Annotated in this window: 22 protein-coding genes; 8 read left to right on the top strand and 14 right to left on the bottom strand. The window is 68.2% G+C overall.

The features are described from left to right. Window positions 1-16 precede the first annotated feature (16 nt). Window positions 17-1,057 (top strand): alpha/beta hydrolase fold domain-containing protein, encoded by a 1,041-nt coding sequence (locus SJY20_RS13365; RefSeq protein ID WP_380787408.1) that lies wholly within the window; start codon window positions 17-19, stop codon window positions 1,055-1,057. Window positions 1,058-1,075: 18 nt separating this feature from the next. On the opposite strand, the gene SJY20_RS13360 is transcribed toward SJY20_RS13365, so the two are convergent. After that, window positions 1,076-3,388 (bottom strand): hypothetical protein, encoded by a 2,313-nt coding sequence (locus SJY20_RS13360; protein ID WP_380787407.1) that lies wholly within the window; start codon window positions 3,386-3,388, stop codon window positions 1,076-1,078. 99 nt (window positions 3,389-3,487) lie between these two features. Here SJY20_RS13360 and SJY20_RS13355 point away from each other — a divergent pair, with 99 nt between their 5' ends. From SJY20_RS13355 to SJY20_RS13340, 4 genes are all read left to right on the top strand, one after another. Further along, window positions 3,488-3,781, top strand: coding sequence for an Hpt domain-containing protein (locus SJY20_RS13355; RefSeq protein ID WP_380787406.1), 294 nt, complete (start codon window positions 3,488-3,490; stop codon window positions 3,779-3,781). A gap of 63 nt (window positions 3,782-3,844) precedes the next feature. Next, complete coding sequence (locus SJY20_RS13350) at window positions 3,845-5,026, top strand: hypothetical protein (RefSeq protein WP_380787405.1); 1,182 nt, start codon at window positions 3,845-3,847, stop codon at window positions 5,024-5,026. 35 nt (window positions 5,027-5,061) lie between these two features. Further along, entirely contained in the window at window positions 5,062-6,171 is a 1,110-nt protein-coding gene (locus tag SJY20_RS13345) for a DUF2336 domain-containing protein (protein WP_380787404.1), read from the top strand. Next, window positions 6,168-7,559 (top strand): ATP-binding protein, encoded by a 1,392-nt coding sequence (locus SJY20_RS13340; RefSeq protein WP_380787403.1) that lies wholly within the window; start codon window positions 6,168-6,170, stop codon window positions 7,557-7,559. The genes SJY20_RS13345 and SJY20_RS13340 overlap by 4 nt, the downstream gene beginning before the upstream one ends. On the opposite strand, the gene SJY20_RS13335 is transcribed toward SJY20_RS13340, so the two are convergent. Genes SJY20_RS13335 through gltX form a run of 3 tightly spaced genes read right to left on the bottom strand, consistent with a single transcriptional unit; the run spans window position 7,521 to window position 10,521 of the window. Continuing rightward, window positions 7,521-7,724 (bottom strand): hypothetical protein, encoded by a 204-nt coding sequence (locus tag SJY20_RS13335; RefSeq protein ID WP_380787402.1) that lies wholly within the window; start codon window positions 7,722-7,724, stop codon window positions 7,521-7,523. The two genes, SJY20_RS13340 and SJY20_RS13335, sit on opposite strands and share 39 nt — an antisense overlap. Further along, on the bottom strand, window positions 7,724-9,007 hold the full coding sequence (gltA, locus tag SJY20_RS13330) for a citrate synthase (protein WP_380787401.1): 1,284 nt from the start codon (window positions 9,005-9,007) through the stop codon (window positions 7,724-7,726). The genes SJY20_RS13335 and gltA overlap by 1 nt, the downstream gene beginning before the upstream one ends. Window positions 9,008-9,030: 23 nt before the next feature. Continuing rightward, window positions 9,031-10,521, bottom strand: a complete 1,491-nt coding sequence (gene gltX / locus SJY20_RS13325; protein ID WP_380787400.1) for a glutamate--tRNA ligase — start codon at window positions 10,519-10,521, stop codon at window positions 9,031-9,033. A 19-nt stretch (window positions 10,522-10,540) separates the two neighbouring features. Here gltX and SJY20_RS13320 point away from each other — a divergent pair, with 19 nt between their 5' ends. Next, window positions 10,541-12,745, top strand: a complete 2,205-nt coding sequence (locus tag SJY20_RS13320; RefSeq protein WP_380787399.1) for a ComEC/Rec2 family competence protein — start codon at window positions 10,541-10,543, stop codon at window positions 12,743-12,745. Window positions 12,746-13,383: 638 nt separating this feature from the next. On the opposite strand, the gene lexA is transcribed toward SJY20_RS13320, so the two are convergent. The 3 genes from lexA to SJY20_RS13305 all read right to left on the bottom strand — a co-directional run bounded on the left by lexA (window position 13,384) and on the right by SJY20_RS13305 (window position 15,459). After that, complete coding sequence (lexA, locus tag SJY20_RS13315) at window positions 13,384-14,055, bottom strand: transcriptional repressor LexA (RefSeq protein ID WP_380787398.1); 672 nt, start codon at window positions 14,053-14,055, stop codon at window positions 13,384-13,386. Between the two features lie 67 nt (window positions 14,056-14,122). After that, complete coding sequence (locus tag SJY20_RS13310) at window positions 14,123-15,307, bottom strand: molybdopterin molybdotransferase MoeA (protein ID WP_380787397.1); 1,185 nt, start codon at window positions 15,305-15,307, stop codon at window positions 14,123-14,125. Then, on the bottom strand, window positions 15,304-15,459 hold the full coding sequence (locus tag SJY20_RS13305) for a hypothetical protein (protein WP_380787396.1): 156 nt from the start codon (window positions 15,457-15,459) through the stop codon (window positions 15,304-15,306). The genes SJY20_RS13310 and SJY20_RS13305 overlap by 4 nt, the downstream gene beginning before the upstream one ends. A gap of 165 nt (window positions 15,460-15,624) precedes the next feature. On the opposite strand from SJY20_RS13305, the gene SJY20_RS13300 reads away from it, so the two are divergent. Further along, window positions 15,625-15,939, top strand: a complete 315-nt coding sequence (locus SJY20_RS13300) for a hypothetical protein (protein ID WP_380787395.1) — start codon at window positions 15,625-15,627, stop codon at window positions 15,937-15,939. A gap of 318 nt (window positions 15,940-16,257) precedes the next feature. On the opposite strand, the gene SJY20_RS13295 is transcribed toward SJY20_RS13300, so the two are convergent. From SJY20_RS13295 to SJY20_RS13275, 5 genes are all read right to left on the bottom strand, one after another. Next, complete coding sequence (locus SJY20_RS13295) at window positions 16,258-17,397, bottom strand: acyltransferase family protein (RefSeq protein ID WP_380787394.1); 1,140 nt, start codon at window positions 17,395-17,397, stop codon at window positions 16,258-16,260. Window positions 17,398-17,720: 323 nt separating this feature from the next. Beyond that, window positions 17,721-18,188 carry a cyclic pyranopterin monophosphate synthase MoaC gene (moaC, locus tag SJY20_RS13290; protein ID WP_380787393.1) on the bottom strand — a complete coding sequence of 156 codons (468 nt, stop codon included), beginning with the start codon at window positions 18,186-18,188 and terminating at the stop codon, window positions 17,721-17,723. After that, window positions 18,185-18,961 carry an indole-3-glycerol phosphate synthase TrpC gene (gene trpC, locus SJY20_RS13285; protein ID WP_380787392.1) on the bottom strand — a complete coding sequence of 259 codons (777 nt, stop codon included), beginning with the start codon at window positions 18,959-18,961 and terminating at the stop codon, window positions 18,185-18,187. The genes moaC and trpC overlap by 4 nt, the downstream gene beginning before the upstream one ends. Then, complete coding sequence (gene trpD, locus SJY20_RS13280) at window positions 18,961-19,953, bottom strand: anthranilate phosphoribosyltransferase (RefSeq protein ID WP_380787391.1); 993 nt, start codon at window positions 19,951-19,953, stop codon at window positions 18,961-18,963. Before trpD ends, trpC begins: the two co-directional genes overlap by 1 nt. Continuing rightward, entirely contained in the window at window positions 19,950-20,543 is a 594-nt protein-coding gene (locus SJY20_RS13275; RefSeq protein ID WP_380787390.1) for an anthranilate synthase component II, read from the bottom strand. Before SJY20_RS13275 ends, trpD begins: the two co-directional genes overlap by 4 nt. A gap of 202 nt (window positions 20,544-20,745) precedes the next feature. Here SJY20_RS13275 and SJY20_RS13270 point away from each other — a divergent pair, with 202 nt between their 5' ends. Then, complete coding sequence (locus tag SJY20_RS13270; protein ID WP_380788701.1) at window positions 20,746-21,204, top strand: hypothetical protein; 459 nt, start codon at window positions 20,746-20,748, stop codon at window positions 21,202-21,204. Window positions 21,205-21,415: 211 nt separating this feature from the next. Here SJY20_RS13270 and SJY20_RS13265 read toward each other — a convergent pair whose 3' ends face one another. Together SJY20_RS13265 and SJY20_RS13260 are read right to left on the bottom strand one after the other, a co-directional pair. Next, on the bottom strand, window positions 21,416-22,891 hold the full coding sequence (locus tag SJY20_RS13265; protein WP_380787389.1) for an anthranilate synthase component I family protein: 1,476 nt from the start codon (window positions 22,889-22,891) through the stop codon (window positions 21,416-21,418). Between the two features lie 16 nt (window positions 22,892-22,907). Then, the gene (locus SJY20_RS13260; protein ID WP_380787388.1) at window positions 22,908-24,857 is read right to left on the bottom strand and encodes a SurA N-terminal domain-containing protein; all 1,950 of its coding nucleotides are present in this window, start codon (window positions 24,855-24,857) and stop codon (window positions 22,908-22,910) included. Window positions 24,858-24,886: the final 29 nt, after the last annotated feature.

The following is a 24,886-nucleotide window of genomic DNA, read 5'->3' as shown; positions in this document are numbered from 1 at the left end:
CGGAGCGGAGGACGGCATGCAGAACAGGCGGGATATTCTAAAGGGCGCGGGTGCTGGTCTGCTGCTCGCCGGCAGCGGGACGGCGTGGGCGCAAGCCCCGGTCGCGCGGTTCGCGGATGTCGATCCGGAGATGGTCGACGACCTGCGGCTGCTGCAGGAAATGGTGGTTTCCGCCGATAATCTGACGGCGTTTCGTCACCGTCCGGTGGCGCGGCGGGCGCATCCGGTGCCGCCGCCCCCGCCGGTTGCGAGCGTGAAGCTGCCGGTCGTTATGGTGCCGGGGCTGCCCGGCCAGCCTGCGGTCCGCACCGTCCAGTTCGATGGCGCGCCCGGCCGCAAGGGGCGGGGCGCGGTGATCTGGATACATGGGGGCGGCTATGTCGCGGGCGCGGCCGGCATTCCGACCGACCTGCGGCTGGCGGCACAGCGCCAGGGGTGGCTCGTGGTGTCGGTCGATTATAGGCTGGCGCCCGAAGCGACCTACGCCGGATCGCTCGCGGATAATTACGCTGCACTGCGCTGGGTGCATGACAACGCCGCGACGCTGGGCGTCGATCGTTCGCGGATCGCGGTCGGTGGGGCGAGTGCAGGCGGCGGGCATGCCGCGATGCTGGCGCTCGCCGCGCGCGACCGGGGTGAGGTCAAGCTCGCCTATCAGGTGCTGATCTACCCGATGCTCGACGATCGCACCGGCAGCAGTCGTCCGGGGAAGCCCGGCACCGGTCGGTACGTGTGGACCGCAGAGGCCAACCGCTTCGGCTGGTCCTCGCTGCTCGGCGTGCCGGCCGGGAGTGCGCAGGTGCCGGCCGGCATCGTGCCTGGGCGGCGGCGCGATCTGGCCGGGCTGGCCCCAGCCTTTGTCGGCGTCGGTACGCTCGACCTCTTTCTCGATGAGGATCTGGCCTATGCCGGTGGCTTGCGCGCGGCCGGGGTGCCGGTCGACCTGATCGTCGTGCCCGCGGCGTTCCACGCGTTCGACGGCGCGGCACCGATCGCCCGGGCGTCGCTGGATTTCACGCGGCGCTGGATCGCATATCTCGAGAAAGCGCTGACCTGACGGGCAGCGGGCTGGAACTTACCGCAACCGCTCGATCGCCTGCGCCATCGCGACGTACAGCTTGCCCATGTCCGACGACAGCAGGGTGACACCGAGCGGCGACCCATCACGCTGCGCCAGGATCGAGCGCAGCATCGTCTCGAAGTCGTGGATGTAGCGGTTCACCATCTCACGGAACGCGTCGTTCTCGTCGTAATAGCGCGCGATGTCGCGGGCTTCGGCCGCATCGAGGATGCGCACAGCGCGACGCGTGAACACGCCGCGGTCGCCCTTCAGATACGCCGCCCAGGCGCTGTCCGACACTTCGGGCGCGAACGCCTTGGTGATGTCGATCGACGCCGAGTTGAGCGATTCGATGAGCAGCGACACGCGCCGGGCGAAGCTGTCGCGATCGGCGTCCTCGCGTTCGCCGCGCGCCTTTTCGATCCGGCTTTCCACGATCGTCGTCTGGTCGACGATCTCCTGGACCTGCTCGGCGAGGCGTTCGGTGGCGCGCATCGCGGCTTCGACGGCGGCATCGCTGGATTCTGCGAGCGCATGGACCTGGCGCTCCACGGTGTCGTTGGTCGCGCGCCGCATTGCGTCGGCAGCGGCCTTGCCCAGCGCGTCGGCGGCCTGCGGAATGACCTGCGACAGGGTTTCGCGGGCATTGTCGGCGGCGAGGGTGGCGGTTTCTCGTACCCGGAGCAGGGCTTCGACCAGGCGCGGTGCGGCGTCTTCGGAGAAGCGGTTGGTGCGGTCGATGGTCTCGTCGACGATCTGGCCGAGGGCATCGGCCTTGGCACGCCCGGCTGCCAGCGTTTCCAGCAACGTCCCCGACAGATGGTCGAGCACGCGGCGCTGTTCGCCGACCACGCCAGCGATCGCCTCGATCGCGTCGTGCGTGCTCTCGGCCGCGGTGACCAGCGCGAGCAATTCGGGTTTGGCACCGACGACGATGCTCTTGCTGGCGAGGATGCGGGTGTCGAGGCGGCTGAGGGCTTCCGGCAGCGTCTCGTCGATCTCGCGCGCGGCGGAATCGAGCGCGATCAACAGCGTCTCGGTCGTCCCGATGGCGCGATTGGCCATCGCCTCGCCCGATTGCAGCGCCTCTGTCATCGCGTCGGCCGACCCGCCGAGCGCGCTGATCGACGCCGCGAGCATCTGCGACTTCTCGACGCCCTGGCGATGCATCGCCTCGACGCGGGTCTCGACCGCGCCGAGCCCGGCGTTGAGGTCGTCGACGATCCGCTCGCCCGAACTGCGCTGCAGGTCGAGGCGGATCGCGACGCGCTCGATCGCGTCCTCGATCGATGCGATCCGGCGGGCGAGCGCCTCGGCACTGTCGCGCGCCGCGCTGTCGAGCGCGGCCTGGTTGGCGCCGACCATCGCCAGCATCGCGTCGCCGTGCCCGACGATACCCCTGCGGGCTTCTTCGACCGCATCGGCGGTGCGCCCTACGAGTTGGTCGACCGCATCGCTCATGCCGTCGGTGATCGCCTCCAGCCGGGCGCCTGCGGTTTCGCTGGTCGCGTCCATCCCGACGATGTGCGCGGCGAGCCGCTGGGCCGCGCCGCTTGCCATCGCATCGGCGTCGCGGCCACGGTCGGCGAGCGCACCGATCTGCGCATCGAGCGCGGCGGCATGATCGCTGGCGGCGAGCCCGATCCGATCGAGACGTTCGGCGATCGCGTCGGTTTCGGCCTGCGCGCGCGGCAACGCGGCGATCAGGATGCCGAGACTGGTCTGCGCCGCGGTGGCGGCATCCGCGAGGTCGCGGGCATAGGCGTCGGCCTGGTCGATCTCTGCGGCCATGCCGCGGCTGATCGTGCGCAACTGTTCGGTCGCGCCGTCGCCCATCATCATCAGCTGCGTGACCTGTTCGGCGAGCAGCGCACGGTTGGTGTCGATGACGTCGGACAGCGCGGCGACGGTGCGTTCGAGGCTGGCCGCCTCTTCGCGCATGCCGCGCGCGCTGGCGCCGAAGCGCTGCGCCTCGGCACGGCTGGTGCGCATGCCGAGCATCCAGAGGATCCCGATCAGCGCGGGGACCACGCAGAGCGCCGCCAGGAACTGGGTCAGTTCGATCGCATCGAGGGTGCGAAGTGCGCCGCGCGCCATCCAGAGCATGGTGCCGAGCCACAGGAGGACGACGGCCGCCGAGGCGATCGCCAGCGCCAGATGATGGCGTGGACCGTCGTCCGTTTCGGGGTCCGGTTCGGACGCGTATTCATAATGTTCGGGCAGGTCGAACCGCGGTTCGGACGGCGGCAGGGCATCGTGTTCCATGTCTTGCGTCTGCCTGTACGCGCCGATCGGCGCGGCCGTTTCCGCCTCCGCACGATATCCCATGATCGACGAACCCCCGTTCATGACGCCGGTTTATCATAGAACGCCGCCGCACAAAGCGAATAACCTTCTCTTAAGCGTCTTTGCGGTAGGCCGTTCGTCATGGCCTATGACCCGGGAGCAATCGACGCCACGCTGGCGGCTGCGGTGGGCGATGAGCCTGCACTGATCGCCGAACTGCGCCAGGCGTTCAGCGAAAGCGCCGAACGCGCGCTGACCGCGATGACGCTGGCGACCGATCACGAGGAATGGCGCGCGGCGGCATGGCGGCTGAAGGGTCTTGCGGCGAGTTTCGGTGCAGTCCGGCTGATGGCGCTCGCGATGGAGGTCGCCGAGGGCAATCCGCGCGATCCGGAAGCGCTCAGGAAGCTGCGGCGCGCGGTGCTGCGGCTCTAGGCGCGCTCGTAGGCGACGGCGACGGCTTTGCATCCACGGCCGCGACCGCCTAACAGCCGAGCGATGTTAGCCGGCCTTCTCTTCGCAATTCACGACGCCGACGATCGCCCCGATCGTCTTGCCGCCACGCTGCCGTTCAGTGGCGTCACGCTTATCGAATATCAGGCGCGGCTGCTGGTTGCCGCAGGCGTCAGCCAGGTGATCGTCGTGGTCGCGCGCCTGACGCCCGAACTGCTCGGCGCGATCGCGCGGATCGGGCGGCGCGGGGTGTCGGTCGATACAGTGCGGTCGGCGGCTGAGGCGGTCGAGCGGCTGCATCCGCTGGCACGGATCCTGATGCTCGGCGACGGGCTGGTCACCACCGAGGCCGTCGTCACCGCGATGGCGGCTGAGGAGGGCGAGGCGCTGCTGGTGGTGCCCGAGGGCGATGCCGGACCGGGTTTCGAGCGCGTCGGCGGCCAGATGGCGTGGGCCGGGGTCGCGCGGATCGATCCCAGCCGGGTCGCCGAAGTCGCCGCGCTGCCGCATGATTACGACCTCCAATCGACGCTGCTGCGGCTCGCGGTGCAGGGCCGTGCGGTCCATATCCTGCTGCCGACCGATGCGATGCGCGGCGGAGGGCATGGCATCGAGCGGCAGGCACGGACGCTGGAGGAGCGCGGCCGTGCGGTGCTGGTCACGATCGTATCGGGACGGCGCGGGTGGTTCGACCGCTACGTGCTCGCGCCGATCGCGCGCGCTGCGCTGCCGTCACTGGTCGATCGCAACGTCGCCGGCAGCACGCTGGGCGCGGTCGGTGGGGCATTCGGGCTGGTAGGTATCGTCGGCGAAGGCTTTGGCCTGCTCGCGACCGGCATGGTCATGGCGTTGCTCGGTTGCATCACGCTGGCGCTGGGGTCGGTGCTGAGCGGGTTGCGCGACGATGCCCCGGTCGCGCGTGCGCAGACGCTCGCGGTTGCCGGCGTCGCCGGATTGTCGGTGCTGGTGCTGGCGTTCCTGGTCAGTGACTATGCCGGCGACAATACCGCGCTCGCGATCGGCGTTGCCGGTGTCGCGGCAGGGGCACTGGGCGAGCGCGCGATCGTGGAACGTGTGCGGAAGCTTTGGTGGGGCAGCCCATCGGCGTATCTGGCGGTCGTCGCGCTGTTCGCGGTGCTCGGTTTGCCGGTGGTCGGACTGGCGATCGCGGCGATTTACGCTGCCGCGACGCTCGCGGCTGTAGTCGAAGGACTTCGACAGCCTTAGCTTGCCCTTAACGACAGGGAGGTAAGCAGCACGGCATGTCGGTCGGCCCAGACCCCGCGAGCCAGGACGCTCCATCGCGCATCGATGCCGCTGCGTGGGCCGAACAGGCGCGTGGTCGTGCCGACGCGCGGCTGGCGGTCACGATCGCCGATTTTTTCCTCGACGCCGACGCACGGTTGGACGAGCGGACGCGGCTTCGGCTGGCACAGGTGCTCGACGGTATCGTCGGTGCGATCGAGACGGACATTCGCCGCCATGCCGCGCGGTTGCTCGCGAACGCGGGCGATCCGGCACGCGGCGAGGCGATCCTCAAACCCGGCAAACCCGGCGGCAGCGTCGTCGCGCGGCTGACCCGTGCGCGGTTGTTGCATGACGACGCGCTGATGGGTGAACTGGTCGCACGAGTCCGTCACGACCTGATCGCCGACGCGCTGCCCATCGCGATTTCCGGTCCCGACGAATCGAGCCTGCTGGTGCGGCTCGCCAGCGTTCCCGACAGCGTGGTTGCCTCCGCGGCCAACGCCCTGCTGGCCAGCGAGAGCCGACGGCGCTCGGCAAACGAGGCCGGGACGATCGCGGGCAGCGACCTGCCGGCAGAACTGCATCACCGGCTGGTGTGGTGGATCGCCGCCGCGATCCGCGGAGACGTTGACGACACAGGGGGCGCGACGGTCGATCGGGCGCTGGTCGATGCCGCGCTGCGCAGCTTGAGCGCGCATGACGAGGGCGAGCGGCCCGAGGCGGTCGCGATGCGGCTGGCCGGCGCGATCGAAGCGAGGCCCGACGAGCTGGCGGCACTGCTAACCGAGGCGATCGGCGACCGGCGCCTGTCGCTGTTCGTCGCGGTGCTGGCGCGGGCGATCGGGGTCGAGTTCGAGCAGGCGCGGCGCATGACGATCGAGCCCGATGGCGACCAGTTGTGGATCGCGTTGCGGGCGGCGGACCTGGATCGGCCGACGATCGCACGGATCGCGCTTGCCCTGTCCGAAGCCGATCCGCGCCGGGATATCGAGGCATTCGCCGATTCGCTCGACGCGATCGCTGCGATTTCCGTGGCGGATGCGCGTGCGGCGTTGGCGCCGCTGTCGCTGCACCGTGATTTTCGCGCCGCGATGCGCGCCCTGACGCGTTCGGAGCGGCGATGAACGCCTATGATCCTTCCGCGGAGAACCCGGTTGCGCATGCGGTAGTCGGGATGGACGGCGTGCTGCACTCCGCCGATCCGGCGCTGATCGCGCTGAACCAGCGCGCGGGCGGGGATTTGGGGCGGGCGCTCGCGGTGCCGCAGCTCGCGACGATCACACGGCTCGCGCGACGGCTGGGGATCATCGTCTCACGCGGCGTGGTGGTCGCCGACGACGACGCCGACATCGACCTGTGGGTCCGGGCCCAGCCAGAGGGCGATACCATTCGCCTGGCGGTCAGCGGCTGGCGCGAGGTCCAGCCGTGGCAGCCGATCGGTCCCGCCAGCGATGCGCGGGCGACGTTCCTGGCCAGCGATGCGGACTGGCGCTGGGATACCGACGCGTCGCTGTGCCTGACCTTCGTATCGCTGGAGGCAGGGCCGCGGTACGGGTTCGATGCGATCGCGTTGCTCGGCCAGCCGCTGACGCAGATGTTCGCGCTGGAAGCCGGGGACGATGGCGCGCTGCCGATGCTCGATGCGCTGGCCCGGCGACGCGCGATGACGGGGCAGCCCGCACGTCTCCGCGGGTCGGGGCGGCCGGTGATGCTGAGTGCCGAAGTGCGTCATGACCGCACCGGTGCGTTCGCCGGGTTCGTCGGCGCCGCGCGGATGGTCGAGGCGGAGGTGACACCCGCGCCGGTCGAGGCTCCGCTGTCGACGACCTTCACCAGCGGACTCGACCGGGCATTGCGTGCGCCGCTGGCGCGGATCGTCGCCAATGCCGACAGCATCAACGCGCAGGCCGATGGGCCGGTGCAGCCGGATTATGCCGATTACGCCGCCGATATCGCCAGCGCGGGGCGGCACCTGCTCGAACTGGTCAACGATCTGGTGGATCTGCAGGCCGTGGAGCGGCCCGATTTCACGCTCGCGGTGGAGCGGATCGATCTGGCCGACGTCACGCGTCGCGCGGCAGGCCTGCTCAGCGTGCGCGCGGGCAATGCAGGGGTCACGATCGCGCGTCCGGCATTGGGCGAGCTGAGCTGGGCGCTGGGGGATTTCCGGCGGGTTCTGCAGATCCTGGTCAACCTGATCGGCAATGCGGTGCGCTATTCGCCACCGGGATCGCAGGTGACCGCCGTGGTCGAGCGCGGGGCGCGGGATGTATCGGTGGTCGTCACCGATCAGGGCAAGGGTATCGCGCCCGAGGACCAGGTGCGCATCTTCGAGAAGTTCGAGCGGGTCGATCCGTCGGAAGCCGGTGGCAACGGGCTGGGCCTGTATATCGCGCGGCGGCTGGCGCGGGCGATGCAGGGCGATCTGACGGTCGAGAGCGCGCCTGGGCAGGGCGCGCGGTTCGTGCTGACGCTACCGGCGGATGCGCCGCGCGGCGAGGATCAGCGCTAGCCCAAGCGCGGCGAGGATCGCGCCGCGGTCCGCCCATGGCCGCTGATCGAGCATGAAGCTCGACTGCGGCCAATGGACGTAGCCAAGCCCCTGGCCGATCCACAGCAACCCCGTCAGCGTGCAAAGCACGCCGACGACGTACAGGATCGGCCGGAGCCTGGACATCAGCGAGTGCCGATCGGCGCGTAGTCGCGCTGTGCGGCACCGTTGTACAGCTGGCGCGGACGGCCGATCTTCTGGTCGGGATCGGTGATCATCTCGTTCCACTGCGCGACCCAGCCGACGGTGCGGGCGAGCGCGAAGAGAACGGTGAACATCGAGGTCGGGAAGCCGATCGCCGAGAGGATGACGCCCGAATAGAAGTCGACGTTCGGGAACAGCTTCTTCTCGATGAAGTACGGATCGCTGAGCGCGAGACGCTCGAGTTCGATCGCGACGTCGAACACGGGGTCGGTGACGCCGAGCTCGCCGAGCACTTCCTTGACGGTGGTCTGCATCACCGTCGCGCGCGGATCGTAGTTCTTGTAGACGCGGTGGCCGAAGCCCATCAGGCGGAACGGATCGTTCTTGTCCTTCGCGCGGGCGATGAACTCGGGGATCCGGTCGACCGTGCCGATCTCGCGCAGCATGTTGAGCGCGGCTTCGTTGGCGCCGCCATGTGCGGGGCCCCACAGGCAGGCGATGCCGGCGGCGATGCATGCGAACGGGTTGGCGCCCGACGAACCGGCAAGCCGGACGGTCGAGGTCGACGCGTTCTGCTCGTGGTCGGCGTGGAGGATGAAGATACGGTCCATCGCCTTCTCGACGACCGGGTTCACCACGTAGGGCTCGGCGGGAACGCCGAACGTCATGCGCAGGAAGTTGCCGGTGTAGCTGAGCGAGTTGTCCGGATACAGGAAGGGCTGGCCGACGCTGTACTTGTACGCCATCGCGGCGATCGTCGGCATCTTGGCGATCAGGCGATGCGACGCGATCACGCGCTGCGCCGGATCATGGATGTCGGTCGAGTCGTGATAGAACGCCGACAGTGCCCCGACGACGCCGCACATGATCGCCATCGGATGCGCATCGCGACGGAAGCCGCGGAAGAACGTCGCGAGCTGCTCGTGCACCATGGTGTGGCGCGTAATCGTGCGCGTGAAGGTGTCGAGCTCGTCGGCCGACGGCAGTTCGCCGTTCAGCAGCAGGTAGCAGACTTCCATGAAGCTGGACTGCTCGGCCAGCTCGCCGATGGTGTAGCCGCGATGCAGCAGCACGCCTTCGTCACCATCGATATAGGTGATGTCGGACTTGCAGCTCGCGGTCGAGGTGAAGCCGGGGTCATAGGTGAACGCGCCGGTCTGCGCATACAGCTTGCGGATGTCGATGACGTCCGGACCGACCGTACCGGACATGACCGGAAATTCGACGTCCTTGCCGTCGACGGCCAGGGTTGCGGTCTCGCTCATGCTGTTATCCTTCCTTGGAATTCTCAGGCCGACGCGCTTTGGTCGGCGATCCGTGCGAGGCTCTCTTCGCGCCCGAGCAGGTCGAGCACATCGAAGATGCCCGGCGACGTCTTGCGTCCCGTCAGCGCGGCGCGAAGCGGCTGTGCGACCTGGCCGAGCTTGACGCCCCGCTCCTCGGCCACACGCCGTACCGCGTCTTCGAGCGTCTCCGTATCCCAGTTGTGCACCGCGTCAAGGGCAGCATGAAGATTGGTCAGCAAAGCTTTCGCTTCGTCGCTCAAAAGCCCCCGTGCGCCGTCGTCCATCGCGATCGGACGCAGGCTGAACAGGAACCCGGCACCGTCGGCGAGTTCGTTGAGGTTCGCGGCGCGCGGCTTCAGCGACGGCATCGCCCGGGTCAACAGATCGAGGCCACCATCCGGCAGCGCATGGCCGAGTCGGTCGGCGACCAGCCCGGCGAGCCGCGCGTCGTCGGCCTCGCGAATGTAATGGCCGTTGAGGTTCTCGAGCTTCTTCAGGTCGAACCGCGACGGGCTCTTGCCGACATGCGCGAGATCGAACCATTCGACCGCCTGCTCGCGGCTGATGATCTCGTCGTCGCCGTGGCCCCAGCCGAGTCGGAGCAGATAGTTGTCGAAGGCTTCCGGCAGAATGCCCATCTCGTCGCGGTACGCCTCGATGCCGACCGCGCCGTGGCGCTTCGACAGCTTGGCGCCGTCGGGGCCGTGGATCAGCGGGATGTGCGCGTAGATCGGCTCGGGCCAGCCCATCGCGCGATAGATCGGCAGCTGGCGGAACGCGTTGTTGAGGTGATCGTCGCCGCGGATCACGTGCGTCACGCCCATGTCGTGATCGTCGACCACCACGGCCAGCATATAGGTCGGCGTGCCATCGGAGCGCAGCAGGATCATGTCGTCGATCTCGGCATTCTGCACCGTGACCGATCCCTGAACCTGATCCTGGATCGTCACCGCGCCCTCGGTCGGCGCGCGCAGGCGGACGACGTGCGAGCGGCTCGGCAGGTCGCCGCCCGAATGGTCGCGCCACGGGCTGCGAATGCGCAGCGGCTTCTTCGCGGCCTGCGCTTCGGCGCGCATCTCGGCAATCTCGTCGTTGGTCATGTAGCAGCGATAGGCGTGGCCGGCCGCAACCATCTCGTGCGCGACCTGCGCATGGCGGTCGGCGCGCGCGAACTGCATCACCGCGTCGCCGTCCCAGTCGATCCCGAGCCAGCGCATCCCGTCGAGGATCGCGTCGATCGCCGGCTGCGTCGAACGCACCCGGTCGGTATCCTCGATACGGAGCAGGAACGTACCGCCGTTCGCCTTGGCATATAGCCAGTTGAACAACGCGGTGCGCGCGCCGCCGAGGTGCAGGAACCCCGTCGGCGACGGAGCGAAACGGGTAACCACGGGGGCGGACGGACGCCCGCGCGTTTCAGATGTTGCGCCCAATCGCGGGTGCTCCCAGACTGTAAGAACGATGGCGAATTCCGCCGTTGCCGCCCCTAGCATGGCCCTTGTGCGGCGACAAATGGGCTTGCCGCGATGGGTGGCGAGGACCGGCCGCGCGATCGAGCGCTGGCTTGAGGCGGAGCGCGACCAACTCGTCCTGTGGCTGCCGGTGATGCTGGGCGTCGGTATCGCGGCGTGGTTCGCGCTGCCCGATCCGGTGGCGTGGCGTGCTGCGGTGCTCGTGCTGGTGGCGATCGGCTGTGGCGGGCTGGCGACGGGACGGGGCGGCCGGGCGGCGCGGGCGATCGCGATCGGTGCGCTGGCCGCGGCGATCGGCCTCGGGCTGATCTGGGCGCGCGCGGACCGGGTGGCGGCGCCAGTGCTCGACCGGCCGACGGTGGCGAAGTTCGCGGCGCGGGTGGAAACGGTGGAGCCGCTCGCGGCACGGGCGCTTGTGCGGTTGACGTTGGCGCCGTTGGGACCGGCGACGGATTCGCGTGGTTTGCCCCTCGCGCTTCCGCCGCGGGTGCGGGTCAATCTGGCCGAGGATGATGCGCCCAAGGGGCTGGGCCAAGGCGTCGTCGTCACGTTGCGCGCGCGCCTGATGCCGCCGCCGTTGCCGGCGGTCCCGGGCGCGTACGACTTTGCCCGCGTCGCGTGGTTCGCGGGGATCGGCGCGACCGGGCGGGGTTTTGCGCCGGTCGTGGTGACGGGGCATGTCGACAGCGGGTCGGGGCTTCGCGGGCGTCTTTCGAAGCATATCACCGACAGCCTGGACGGCAGCGCGGGCGGGATCGCCGCGGCGCTCGCGACCGGCGACGTCGGGGCGATAAGCGAGGAGGATTCGGAGGCGATGCGCCGCGCGGGGCTTGCGCATCTGTTGTCGGTCAGCGGGTTGCATATCACCGCGGCGGTGGCGGCGACGATGCTGATCGTGATGCGATTGCTGGCGCTCAGTCCGTGGCTGGCGCTGCGGGTGCGGCTGCCGCTGATCGCCGCGGTGGCGGGGGCCGCGGCGGCGATTGGGTATACTTTGCTGACCGGCAGCCAGGTGCCAACGATCCGGAGCTGCGTCGCGGCGCTGCTGGTGCTGACGGCATTGGCGATGGGACGCGAGGCGGTCACGCTGCGGGCTTTGGCGGCGGGTGCCGTGATCGTGCTGATTGCGCTCCCCGAGGCGCTGGCCGGGCCGAGCTTCCAGCTGTCGTTCGCGGCGATCGCGGCGATCGTCGCACTGCACGAGCATCCGCGGATCAAGGCGCTGTTCGGGCCGCATGAGGAAGGGCGGGGGCGGCGGTTGCTGCGGGAGCTGGGGTCGCTGCTGCTGACCGGGATCGTCGTGGAGGCGGCGCTGATGCCGATCGCGGTGTATCATTTCCACCGCGCCGGGCTGTACGGTGCGGTCGCGAATATCGTGGCGATCCCACTGACGACGTTCGTCGTGATGCCGCTGGAGGCACTGGCGCTGGTGTTCGATGCAGTCGGCCTCGGCGCGCCGCTGTGGTGGCTGGTGCAGCACACGCTCGACCTGCTGCTGTGGATCGCGCATCTGGTCGCGGCGGCACCGGGTGCGGTGCGGTCGCTGCCGGCGATGCCGGACGGGGCGTATGCGGCGATGGTCGGCGGCGGATTGTGGATCGCGTTGTGGCGGACGCGGTGGCGGCGGCTAGGGGTGGTGCCGTTGCTGTTCGGTGCGAGCTGGGCGCTGGCGACCCCCGCGCCGGACCTGCTGGTGACCGGCGACGGGCGGCATGTCGCGGTGCGGACGGCGGCGGGCCTGGCGCTGTTGCGCGACCGGGCGGGGGATTATGTCCGCAACACGCTGGCAGAGAATGGCGGGCTGATCGGTGAGCCGCTGTTGCTGGCAGACCAGCCGGATGCGCGGTGCAGCCGGGATTTGTGCCTGACTGATATCGTCGCGCGGGGGCGGCGGTGGCGGATACTGGCGACACGGAGCGGGTACCCGGTGCCGACCGCCGAGCTGATCGCGGCGTGTCGCCTGGCGGATATCGTGGTCAGCGAACGCGGTGTGCCGCGGGGTTGCCGGCCACGGTGGCTGCGGTTGGATCGCTGGATGCTGCAGCGGACCGGTGGTGTTGCGATTACGCTGGGGACGGGACGGGTGGTGACGGTGCTGTCGCCGGAGGACGCGCATCCTTGGCGGGCCGTGGCGGCGCCGGTGCCGTTCAGGAACTCGCGGCGTTCCCGAGACAGCGGGCGTTTCGCCGGTCCTCGTCATCCTGACGAACGTCAGGATCCAGTTTCACAGGCGCCGCGCTTGTAACTCTGGATCCTGGGTCGAGCCCAGGATGACGGTTTTGGGGAGGTTTCGTCCATTCAAGACCAGATCTGCCGGTCACTGTGGGTGTTCAATAAGTACCCGCAGGGGGTGCGCTCGCGACCCTGGGCTCCCGCTTTCGCGGGAGAACTGGATGCGGTTTTCGGTCGAGGCGGCCCAGGATGCTCAGCCTGTGCTGAACCCGAACTTGGTTGGGTCGCAGCGTTGGGGGTCATGGCGCGGTCGGCCGGCCGGGTGACGGCTACGGTGGCTGCGACTGGATCGAAGGATGCTGTAGCGGACCGGTGGGGTTGCGATTGTGCTGCTCACGGGTTGGGTAGTGACCGGGTGGCCGGGGGGATGCGCACCTCGGCGGGCACTGAGAGTCGGTGGATGCCAGACACGTCGCCAGTTACGAGAACGTCGTCATTACCTAGAGCTTCGTCATCCTGACGAACGTCAGGATCCAAGGTTACGGACGGTGCGCTCGTAACTCTGGATCCTGGGTCGAGCCCAGGATGAAGGGTTTGGGGAGGGTCTCGCCTATTTCAGGACCAGTTCCGCCAGTGGGTCGGGCGGTCGACTTGTACCGGCAGCGACGGCGCGCGTGACCCTGGGCGCCCGCCTTCGGGGAGCCCAGAGCTTCAGTCGTAGCGGCGGAGGATGCCGGAGAGTTTGCCCTGCACGCGGACCTGGTCGGGGGCGTAGCGTTGGGGGTCGTAGGCGCGGTTGGCGGGGTCGAGGCGGACCATGGCGCCTTCGCGGCGGAAGTATTTGAGGGTGGCTTCGCTCTCTTCGATCAGCGCCACGACGATCTCGCCGTCGCGGGCGGTCTCGGTGCGGCGGATCAGGGCGTAGTCGCCGTCGAGGATGCCGGCATCGACCATCGAGTCGCCAGACACTTCGAGCGCGTAATGCTCTCCGGAGCCGAGCAGCGCTGCGGGGACTGCGAGCATCGACGATCCCTCGAACGCCTCGATCGGGACGCCGGCGGCGATCCGGCCGTGGAGCGGGATCTCGATCACGTCGTTGGCGGGCTGCGGCGTCGGCTTGACGTTGGCCGGGGCGGGCGCGGCCTTGGCCGGAACCTTCTTCTCGGCGCGCTCGGGCATCCGCAGCACTTCGAGAGCGCGGGCGCGGTTGGGCAGGCGGCGGATGAAATTGCGCTCCTCGAGCGCGCTGATCAGGCGGTGCACGCCCGATTTCGACTTGAGATCGAGCGCGTCCTTCATCTCCTCGAACGAGGGCGAGACCCCGGTATCCTCGAGGCGGTCGTTGATGAAGCAGACGAGTTCGTGCTGCTTGCGCGTTAGCATGGCAATCCTCCGTCCGGAACAGACTGGGAACTTCTATGGAACAAAATTTACCACGTCAAGCGCCGCGTTACGCGATCACCAGGATTTCCGCCGAGTTGCCGATGTGCGCAGCGGGCGCATTGCCAGGCCGGATGATCAGGCAGGTCGACCGCGCCAAGGTCAGCAGCATCGAGCTGTCCTGGATCGTCGAGGCATAGGCGCGGCCGTCCTTGAGTTCGGCGCGGAGATAGTCGGTGCGGGCGTTGTTGGCGGGGAGGTCCTCGCCGAGCAGTGCATGCGTAGTCTGCGGCAGCGGATCGCGCGCGCCCGCGATGTGCGCCACGACCGGGCGGACGAACAGCATCGCGGTGACGAACGCCGAGACCGGATTGCCGGGCAGGCTGAGCACGGTGGCGTCGCCGAGCTTGCCCGCCATCATCGGCTTGCCGGGGCGCAGCGCGATCCGCCAGAAATCGATCACCCCGCCGGCAGCCTCGATCGCGGGCCGGACGAGGTCGTGGTCGCCGACCGACGCGCCGCCGGTGGTGACGAGCAGGTCGCATTCGGCGCCGGCGAACGCGTCGCGCAGGGCATCGAGCCGGTCGGGAAGGATGCCTAGGTCGACGATGTCGACGGGCAGGTCGGCGAGCATTGCTGCCAGCATGATGCCGTTCGATTCGGGGAGCGCGAGCGGGTCGTCGGTCGATCCGGGGGGCACCAGTTCGTCGCCGGTGGCGGCGACCGCGACGCGGACGCGGCGATTGACGAGAAGGGTACCGTGGCCGCCGGTCGCTGCGACTGCGATGCGGGCAGGCGTGAGGCGGTCGCCCTTGCCGATCAGCCGGTCGCCGGTGCTGAAATCGAGACCGCGGGCGCGGGTGTTGCGGCCGAGTCGGGGTGGGCCTTCGCCGCTGAGGGTCAGGCGATAGTCCGACCGTTCGGCTTCTTCCTGGATCAGGACGGTGTCGGTGCCGGCGGGCATCGCCGCGCCGGTAAAGATGCGGACCGCTTCGCCGGGGTTGGCGGTGCCGGCGAACGGCCGGCCGGCGGCGCTTTCGCCGATCACGGTCCACGGCCCCGGCATGTCGTCGAAGCGGATCGCATAGCCGTCCATCGCGGAGAGGTCGGTGGCGGGCTGCGTCCGTCTGGCGAGGATGTCCTCGGCGGCCCAGCGGCCGGCGGCTTCCCGGAGCGCGACGGTTTCGCTACCGACGCGGCCGGCGAGCGCGAACAGGCGGGACTGGGCTTCGGCGACGGGCAGGAGAGTTGTCATCGGGATGCTGTTCCGGCGCGAATGTTGAGGCGATCGACGTGTTTTGCGTCGCGAATGTTGAGAACGTCGAGGCGCGGGAAGGGTTTCGCGCCGCACATGTCGAGGCCGTGCCCGGCGGTGGGGTTTTCGGGGAGGGTGGCGCGGCGGGTCACGCCGAAGGGCTGGCATATCGTGGCTGTGTAGGACAGCGCGGAATGGTGCTGGCAGTGTCTGGGATTATTGGCGGATGATGTTCAAGAGTGGCGGGAAGCGGACCGTCTGCCTTGCTGCTTTCAGGGGAGGATAGCTGACGTTGGTCGTGTCGTCTTCTTTGATTGATGGAGTTACGACTGAGTTATGCCGAAGCAGCGGCACGAGTCGCCGATGTGATCGAAGCCATCGTCCTAACCGACGCATGGGAGCAACATTGCCGGAACCTGTCCGCCTCAACCTTCTTGGAGGCGCGTGAACCAGGGCGCCAGATCTTCGACGCTTACGAAGGTCGCGAGGGCGAGGAGTGGCTTGGTGTGCTGGAGACCATGGTCATTGACGAGATGCGCCTGAACGGACCTCGCTTCGCAGCGAATTCTGCCGCAATCGACGCCGTCGTAGCTCGACTCGTGGGCCACCCGAATGTCCGGTTAACGCGCTAACCGCAAAGCGAACGGGGGATTTTGAACGTTGGGCTGTCATTCGGTCGATCGCTTAGCCGAATGCAGCATTGGGTTGGTTCGCGGACCAACTCCTTCCGGCGTTTGGTACGGCCGCAACGATCACTTCTTAGACTGAAGATTTGCCGTTCGAGCGAAACGCAACTGCGTGATCCGAATAATGCCGCCGCTGCTACTCTACGGCCGAATCACGTTGCCGGAACAGGACCACCATGCGGACCTTTGGTCCGCCCGGAGCACTGAAGGTTAAATTTGTTGAGCTCGAAGCCGTGATATAGAAATCATACAGTTTCTAAAAACTTAGCCTACGGATACTCTTCCGATCGGTTCAATCAGTTCTAAATGGTGGTGTCCCTCCGGTTTTCGCGATCGAAGATCGCCCGCTCGCAACCACCGCGATCGTAGTACAAGCGCGGGCTTCTCAATCGCAACCCAGGACAATACGGACAACGCCAAGGTGACCAAGAACAGGATGGGGACTTGGACGTCGTCGAGGGACGATCGAATATCGAGAACTCCCCCTGAAACCACATAGAGCGTGTCGCTCGTGATCCAGTAATGGTAAAGGTAGAAACCATAGCTCACGCGTCCGAAAGCCTTCAGTGGCGCGACCTCCAGGAGTTTCACCGCAAGCGATCCAGGCTGCCCAGCTACCGCGACGATCAGGAACGCCGCCAAGGGAATTGTCGTTAACGCAATGTACGGGAAGAGGCCGGACACCGGGTAAAGCATGATCGGCGAGGCGACATAGAGCGTCAGCACCGCGAGGACGGACGTGTCGGACAAGCGGGAGGTCTTTGTCCCGAGCTGACACAGGCAGCCGCCGATCGCAATCATACCGAAACTGGTTAGAGAGTCCGTCAGGACCTGTATTGCCGGCGCGTGCGTTGAGACGAGGTAAATGCCCCGCAACAGTGCCGTCACCACCAGCGCAGAGCAGATATGTTGCCACCAACGATGACCCGCCAATATCAGCAGAGGAGCAATGAGGAGATAGAATTGCTCTTCGACAGCTAGGCTCCAGAGATGACTTAAAGCCGCCGACCATTGGCCAACAATCTGACCGGTGTAGATGTTGCCGGCAAATGCCGAGTGCCAAGCCAACTCCGTCCAAGAGACGGCGTCGGTGACGCCAAATGCTAACAGCAAGGCTGCGCCGGCGAGTGTCAGCCAGTAAATGGGAAGTATCCGGAAAGCGCGATTCACGAAGAACCGCCGCATCTGCTCCGCCTTTCCTCCCCCGTCTGCTTCGAAGTTCCGGACGATGCCACCAATAATGAGGTATCCGCTGAGAACAAAGAAAAGGCGAACCCCATAACCGCCGATGGCCAAGCTTCCGAGTGCTGTCTTGTGTTCGAGGAAAACCATCAACGCGGCGATTGCGCGAAGGCCGTCCAGCCCAGCTATGCGATGCCCTGGGGCAGCTTTCGACAATGCCACCATCCTCTTTTGTCAACATCGCGCGAGGTGGCGACCCTGCGGAATTATCGACGAAAAGTTGGGTCCCGGTTAATAGCGGCTTTAGTCACTCCTACCTCTGTGGCGGGGGAACGTCCGAGTGTGGGCGTTAGCTGCCGTTTTCGACCTGCTGTTCAGGGACTGCCGCTCTTCTCGCCAGTGGAGCATTGCCGACTGGCGGCGGGGTGGTCCGACTGCTGCCGGGGTCCGTGGTCGAATGGCAGGCGTGGCGCTTGGGGCTCTGGGTCCTGACTTTCGTCGGGATGACGGGAGGGGGGCTTTTCCTCCCGCCTTGTGGAAGAAGCTCAGGCGGTCCAGTCGCCGGACTTGCCGCCGCGCTTTTCTAGCAGGCGGATGTCGTGGAGGATCATAGCTTTATCGATCGCCTTGGCCATGTCGTAGATCGTCAGCAGGGTGACCGAGACGGCGGTCAATGCCTCCATTTCGACGCCGGTCTTGCCGTCGGTCGTGGTAGTCGCGGTGGCGGTTACGCCGGTTTCGTCGACTGCGAGGGCGATGTCGACCGAGGTTAGGGGGAGGGGATGGCAGAGCGGGATGAGGTCGCTGGTGCGCTTGGCCGCCATGATGCCGGCAACGCGGGCGACGGCGAGGACGTCGCCCTTCTTGGCGGTGCCTGCGGCGATCGCGGTCGCGGCTTCGCGCGACATCGTGATGCGGCCGCTGGCGATGCCGATGCGGGTGGTGACGGCCTTGCCGCCGACATCGACCATCCGCGCCGCGCCCTCGGCGTCGATATGGGTGAGGCTGGTCATCCGATCAGGGCGCGCGTGGCGGCTTCGATGTCGGGTTGGCGCATCAGCGCTTCGCCGATCAGGAAGCAGTGGACGCCCTTTTCGGCCAGCGCGTCGAGGTCGGCGCGGGTGGTGAGGCCGCTTTCCGCGACGAAGGTGCAGTCCTTGGGGGCGAGCGCGACGAGGTCGTAGGTGCGGCGGAAGTCGACCGAGAAGTCGCGCAGGTCGCGGTTGTTGACGCCGATTAGGCGGGATTTCAGTTTTAGTGCGCGCTCCAGTTCCTGCGCGTCGTGCACTTCGACCAGCACGTCCATGCCGCATTCGATCGCGGAGGCTTCGATCTCGGCCATTTGCGCGTCGTCGAGCGCGGCGACGATGATCAGGATCGCGTCGGCGCCGATGCTGCGCGCCTCTGTCGCCTGCCACGGGTCGACCATGAAATCCTTCCGCAGCACCGGGATCGATACCGCGTCGCGTGCGGCGGTGAGGTAGGAATCGGCGCCCTGGAACCAGCGCTCGTCGGTGAGCACCGACAGGCAGGCGGCACCGCCGGCTTCATAGGCACGGGCGTGTGCGGGGGGATCGAAGTCGGCGCGGATGAGGCCCTTCGACGGGCTCGCCTTCTTCACTTCGGCGATCAGCGCATGGCCGGGCTTGGCGTCCAGCGCGGCGCGGAAACCGCGGGGCTTGGTCGCCTTTGCGATGCCGGCGTCGATGTCGGCGAGGCTGGTTGTGGCCTTGCGCGCGGCGACTTCGGCACGCTTGGTTTCGAGGATGCGGTCGAGCATGGTCATCAATAGGCGATCCAGCGGGCGAGCAGCGCTTCGGCGCGGCGTTCGTCAAGGGCTTCGGCGGCGCGGGCTGCGCCGTCGGTGAGGGTCTGCACGGTGCCGGCGACGATCAGCGCGGCGGCGGCGTTGAGCAGGACGGCGTCGCGGTACGCACCGGTCTCGCCCTGCAACAGGCGTTGCAGCGCGGCGGCGTTGTAGGCGGCGTCGCCACCGCGGATCGCGGTGACGGGGTGGCGGGGCAGGCCGGCGTCTTCGGGGACGATCCGGCGGGGCAGGTCGACCGCTCCGATCGCGGCGACGATGCTGGGGCCGGCTCCCGAGAGTTCGTCGAGGCCTTCCTCGCCCGATACGACGAGCGCCGCCTGGGTGCCGAGCTGTTCCAGCGCGTCGGCGTACAGCGGGACGTAGTCGGGACGGGCGATACCGATCAGCTGGCGGGTGACGCCGGCCGGGTTGGCGAGCGGGCCCATCAGGTTGAAGATCGTGCGGCGGCCGATGCGCTGGCGGATCGGGGTGATGCGGCGCATCGCCGGGTGGTGGTTGGCGGCGAACAGGAAGGCGATGCCGATGTCGCCTAGGCTCTGTTCGGCGGTGGCGCCGGCGCGCTCCATGTCTAGGCCGAGGACTTCGAGCGTGTCGGCAGCGCCGGCCTTGCTGGAGGCGGCGCGGTTGCCGTGCTTGGCGACGGGGACGCCGCACGCCGCGACGACGAGCGCGACTGCGGTCGAGACGTTCAAGGTGTGGTGGCCATCGCCGCCGGTGCCGCAGACGTCGATCGCGGCGGCGGACGCGGTGATCGGCAGCATTCGGTTGCGGAGCGCGCGGGCGGCTTCGGCGACTTCTATGCTGGTCTCGCCGCGGATCGCCAGGGTCGTGAGAAAGGATGCGATCGCGTCGTCGCTGGCGCGGGCGTCGAGGATGTCGGCGAACGCTTCGCGGGCGGATTCGCGCGAAAGCGGGGTCGTGGGATCGGGGAGGAGGGTGACGGTGGTCACGCCGCGTCCTCGCGTGCCTTGCCCGGCACCCCTGCGATCGCGAGGAAGTTCGCCAGCATTGCGTGGCCGTGTTCGGTCGCGATGCTTTCGGGGTGGAACTGCACGCCGTGGATCGGCAGCGTCGCGTGGCGGAAGCCCATGACGGTGCCATCCTCGGCGGTGGCGTTGACGACCAGGCTGTCGGGCACCGCGTTAACGATCAGCGAGTGATAGCGGGTCGCGAGGAACGGCGAGGGCAGGCCGGCATAGAGACCGGTGTCGTCGTGAAGTACCGGCGAGGTTTTCCCGTGCATCAGCCCGCCGCGCTCGACGATGCCGCCGAAATGCTGGCCGATCGCCTGATGGCCGAGGCACACGCCGAGCAGCGGCCGGCCCGCGTCGGCGCAGGCGGCGACCAGATCGAGGCTTACGCCGGCTTCGTTGGGGGTGCAGGGGCCGGGCGAGATCAGGAACGCGTCGGCGCCCGACGACAGCGCCTGGCCTGCCGAGATCGCATCGTTGCGGACGACCTCGACCTCGACGCCGAGCTCCATCAGGTAATGGACCAGGTTCCAGGTGAAGCTGTCGTAATTGTCGATGACCAGGATCATGCCGATCGCCATAAACGATGGGTGTCATCGTGCAACGGTGTTGCGAGCAGGGGCGGGGGTGTTGCGACCAGAGCCGCGGAACACCAGATCGTAACCGCCGCCCGGCAGGATCATCGCATCGCAGCATATCGTCGCATCGCAGCATTCAGGTCGGAGCAATGCGTGGCGGCGGACGTTGTTCGACTACAAGGGAGTTTCCGTGATGTTCCGTACCGCGTTGTTCGCCACTCTGGCCATATTGCCTGGGGCTCTGTCGCCAGGCCTCGCTTCGGCACAGGCTCCCCAGGCTCGGGCTTCGAAGCCGACCCAGGCCGAAGCCGCGCAGGCCGGCCAGCCGCCGCAGCGCGTCCGCAGCGTGACGCTGACCGCGGGGCAGGCGTGTCCGAAGGGGACGGGCGACGAGGTCGTGGTTTGCCAGACGCTCGACCAGCCGTATCGCATTCCGAAGTCGTTGCGCGACGACAAGCCGATCCCGGCGCAGAACCAGAGCTGGGTCAACCGTGCGGCGTCGCTGGACGAGATCGGGCGTACGGCTGGCGGTTTGCCGGATACGTGTTCGGCGGTCGGGACCGGTGGGCAGTCTGGGTGTTCGCTGCAGCGGGCGAAGGCGTATTCGGCCGAGCGTCGTGCGAATTCTTCGGAGACGACGACCACGCCGTGAGGTGATCGTTGCGGCGAGGGGTGAGCCCCGTTGGGTCAGCGTACGGGCCGAAACGGGGAGATCCCAGCTTTCGCTGAGATGACGGCGGGTGAGTAGCCCTCCGTCATCCCGGGCTTGACCCGGGACCCAGGGTTACGGGCGGTGGCGTTTGGTACTCTGGGTCCTGACTTTCGTCAGGATGACGGGTTTGGGTGGGGCGTGCTCGCGACGCCTATTGGCCGAAGCCGGCTGCCCCCGCTCGCGCTACCGCTTCGCGGGCGGCGGCGAGGATCGCGCCGGCTTTCGCTTCGCATTCGCGTTGTTCGTATTCGGGGACGCTGTCGGCGACAATGCCGGCGCCGGCCTGGACGTGGATGGTACCGTCCTTCACCACCGCGGTGCGCAGGACGATGCACGAGTCCATCGATCCGTCGGGCGAGAAATAGCCGACGCCGCCGGCATAGGCGCCGCGGCGTTCGCTTTCGAGTTCGGCGATGATTTCGCACGCTCGCACCTTCGGCGCGCCGCTGACGGTGCCGGCGGGGAAGCCGGCGAACAGTGCGTCGAGCGCGTCCTTGTCGGGGGACAGCCGGCCGACGACGTTCGAGACGATGTGCATGACATGGCTGTAGAATTCGACGCCGTAGCTGGCGGTGACCTTGACCGATCCCGGCGCAGACGCGCGGCCGACATCGTTGCGACCGAGGTCTAGCAGCATCAGATGCTCGGCGCGCTCCTTGGGATCGGCGAGCAGGCTGATGCGGTTCGCCTCGTCCTCCGCCGGCGTCTTTCCGCGCGGACGGGTGCCGGCGATCGGGCGGATCGTAACTTCGTCGTCGCGGACGCGGACCAGGATTTCGGGGCTCGATCCGATCAGCGCGAAGCCGGGCAGGTCGAGGTGATAGAGGAACGGCGACGGGTTGATCCGGCGCAGCGAGCGGTAGAGCTCGAACGGCGGCAGCGCGAACGGCGTGCTGAAGCGCTGCGCCAGCACGACCTGGAAGATGTCGCCCGCGAGGATATAGTCCTGCGCGGCGGCGACCATCTCGTTGTAGCGGCCCGGCGCCAGGGCGGGGGTGTAGACGGGTTCGGCGACGTCGGCGCGGACCGGCGGCGGCACCGGCGTGCCCGCGAGCTTGGCCGCGACCGCGTCGAGGCGATCCTCGGCGGCGCGGACCAGCGTCGCGGGATCGCCGCCGGGCCACGCCGGCGCGACCAGGTACAGCGCATCGGTCAGGCGATCGAACACCAGGATGACGGTCGGTCGCACGAAGATCATGTCGGGCAGGCCGAGCGGATCCGCCTCGGGCTGGGCGAGCGTCTCGACAAGCCCGATCGTCTCATAGCCGAAATACCCGACCAGGCAGGCGAGCGCACGGGGCAGTTCGGGCGGCACCTCGGCGCGGCATTCGGCGACCAGCGCGCGCAGGGCATCCAGCGTCGGCTTGGCGCAGGGTTCGAACGCGTCGCGGTCGGTTGCCCAGTGGCGGTTGGTCTCCGCGTGCTGGCCATGCGCGCGGAACAGCAGGTCGGGGGCGAGTCCGATCAGGCTGTGACGCCCGCGGATCTCGCCGCCCTCGACCGATTCGAGCAGGAAGTCGCCGCGTCCCGGTTCGATCAGCTTCAGCGCGGCCGCGACCGGAGTCTCGGTATCCGCGACCTGGCGGCGCCAGATCAGCGCGGGGCGGTCGGCGGCGAGTGCCGCCACCGCCGCGTTCGTCGACTCAGTTATTGGAGCTACCCCCGCTGAGCAGTTCGGCCTTCACGCGGGCAATCGCGGCGGCATCGGTCTTGACGCCGACATCGGCGCGGACCGCCTTGGCGAACTGTTCGCTGTATTCGCGACCCAGGCCACGGCCGATATTGCCACGGGTGGCGTTGATCGCGGCCGGAGTGCGCGAGGCGTCGCCGCGGTCGATGCGGTCGAGCTTGATCACGAACCAGCCGCTATTGTCGGGCGCTGCGAGCGTCTTGGCGGTGCCCTGTGCCATCGCGAACATCAGCGCGAGTGCGGGCGGCGCGCCCTGCGGGTTGGCGCTGATCTGCGCGCGGGTCGGGGTCAGCGTCTGCGGCGGGGGCAGCTTCAGACCGGTCGCGAGCAGCGACTGCGGCAACGGCATGCCCTTGTTGATCCGCGCCAGCACGTCGTTCGCAACCTTGCGCGCGGCCTGGCGGCTGCGATCGGCGGAGACGTCGCGGAGCACGGCGTCACGGACCTGTGCCAGCGGACGCGGTGCGGCGGCGACGATGCGGCCGAGACCGACGACCGCGAAGCTGCCGTCCGGACCGGTCTGGACCATCTGCGGGGCGTCGCCTTCGCTCGCCTGGAACGCGGCGGCGACCAGCGGTGCCATCTTCGGATCGGGCTGCGCGGTCGCATCGTCGGGGTTGGCGCCGTTGGCCGCGAGCGGCGCGGTGGTCTGCGCCTGGAGCTTCTGGTCGGTCGCGATCTCGTCGAACGTCGCGTTCTTGGCCAGCGCGTCGTCGATCTTGTCGTGGATGTCGCTGAGCGCGGCGGCGGACTTCTGGGTGGCGAGCGCGGCGGCGATCTCGGCGCGAACCTGATCGAGCGAGCGGGCGGCGACCTGATCGACCGAATCGACCTTTGCGACGGTCCAGCCGAGCGGGCCGCGGACCGGGCCGACCACCGCACCCTTGGCGGCGGCGAACATCGTATCGGCGAGCGTGGTCGAGGTGGCGCCGGCATAGGCGGCCTTGTCGACGCCGGTCTGGACCGAAGCCTCCAGCCCGGCGGCGCGGGCGGCGTCGGACAGCGAAGCGCCGCCCTTTGCCTTGGCGGCGATCGCAGCCGCGCCGGCCTGGTCGGAGACCACGACCTGCGTGATCGTGCGCTTTTCAGTGGCAGCGTATTTGGCGCGATCCTGCTGGTAGCGCTGGGCGATCTCGGCATCGGTGGGGACGGCGCGGGCCTTGACCATGTCGGGCGTCACCACCGCATAGCGGACGATGCGGCGCTCGGGCACCGTGTAGCGCGCGACGTTGCGCTTGTAGAAGGTGGCGAGGTCGGCATCGCTCGGCGCGGGGCCGGCGGGGACCACCGAGGTCGGGATGAAACCAATCGTGCCGGCGCGCTTTTCGAGCAGCAGCGAGGCATAGGGGAGCGCCAGCTGCGCGGGCATCTGGGTCGCGCCGTTGGTCGGCAGGATCAGCAGCTGCGCCAGCGTGTCGCGGACGATGTCGCCGCGGATCTGGACGTCGGTCAGCTTCCGCTCGGCGAGCACCTGGCGATAGAGATTCGGGTCGAACTTGCCGGTCGGGCCCTGCAGCGCGGGGATGCTGGCGATCTGTCCGTCGACCGCGCGCTTGCTGATCACCATGCCCTGGTTGCGGGCGAACTGTTCGAGCGCGAGGCTGGAGACGATCCGCTCCATCGTGCCCTCGAAGCCGCCCTGGGCGACATAGGTCGCCATGTCGAGTGTCGGCTGCTGCTGGCGATAGCCCTCGAGCTCGGTCTGGACGCGGCTCTTGACCTCGCTCTCCGTGACCTCGGCCTTGCCGACCTTGGCGACGTCGTTCGCGGCGATGCTGCCGCCCAACGATCCGATGCCGGTAACGTCGCCGGCCGCGAACGCGATCGCGATGACGCCGAGCACCAGGAAGGTGATGATGACGCCGCCCCTGGACTGGGTGAGGCGGCGGAAGAATGCGAGCATGTAAGGCCGATCGACTGGATTGAACCGCC

Origin of the sequence: Sphingomonas sp. R86521, assembly GCF_042466235.1 — a bacterium.
Taxonomy (GTDB): Bacteria; Pseudomonadota; Alphaproteobacteria; order Sphingomonadales; family Sphingomonadaceae; genus Sphingomonas.
This window is presented reverse-complemented; position numbering and strand designations above follow the sequence as displayed.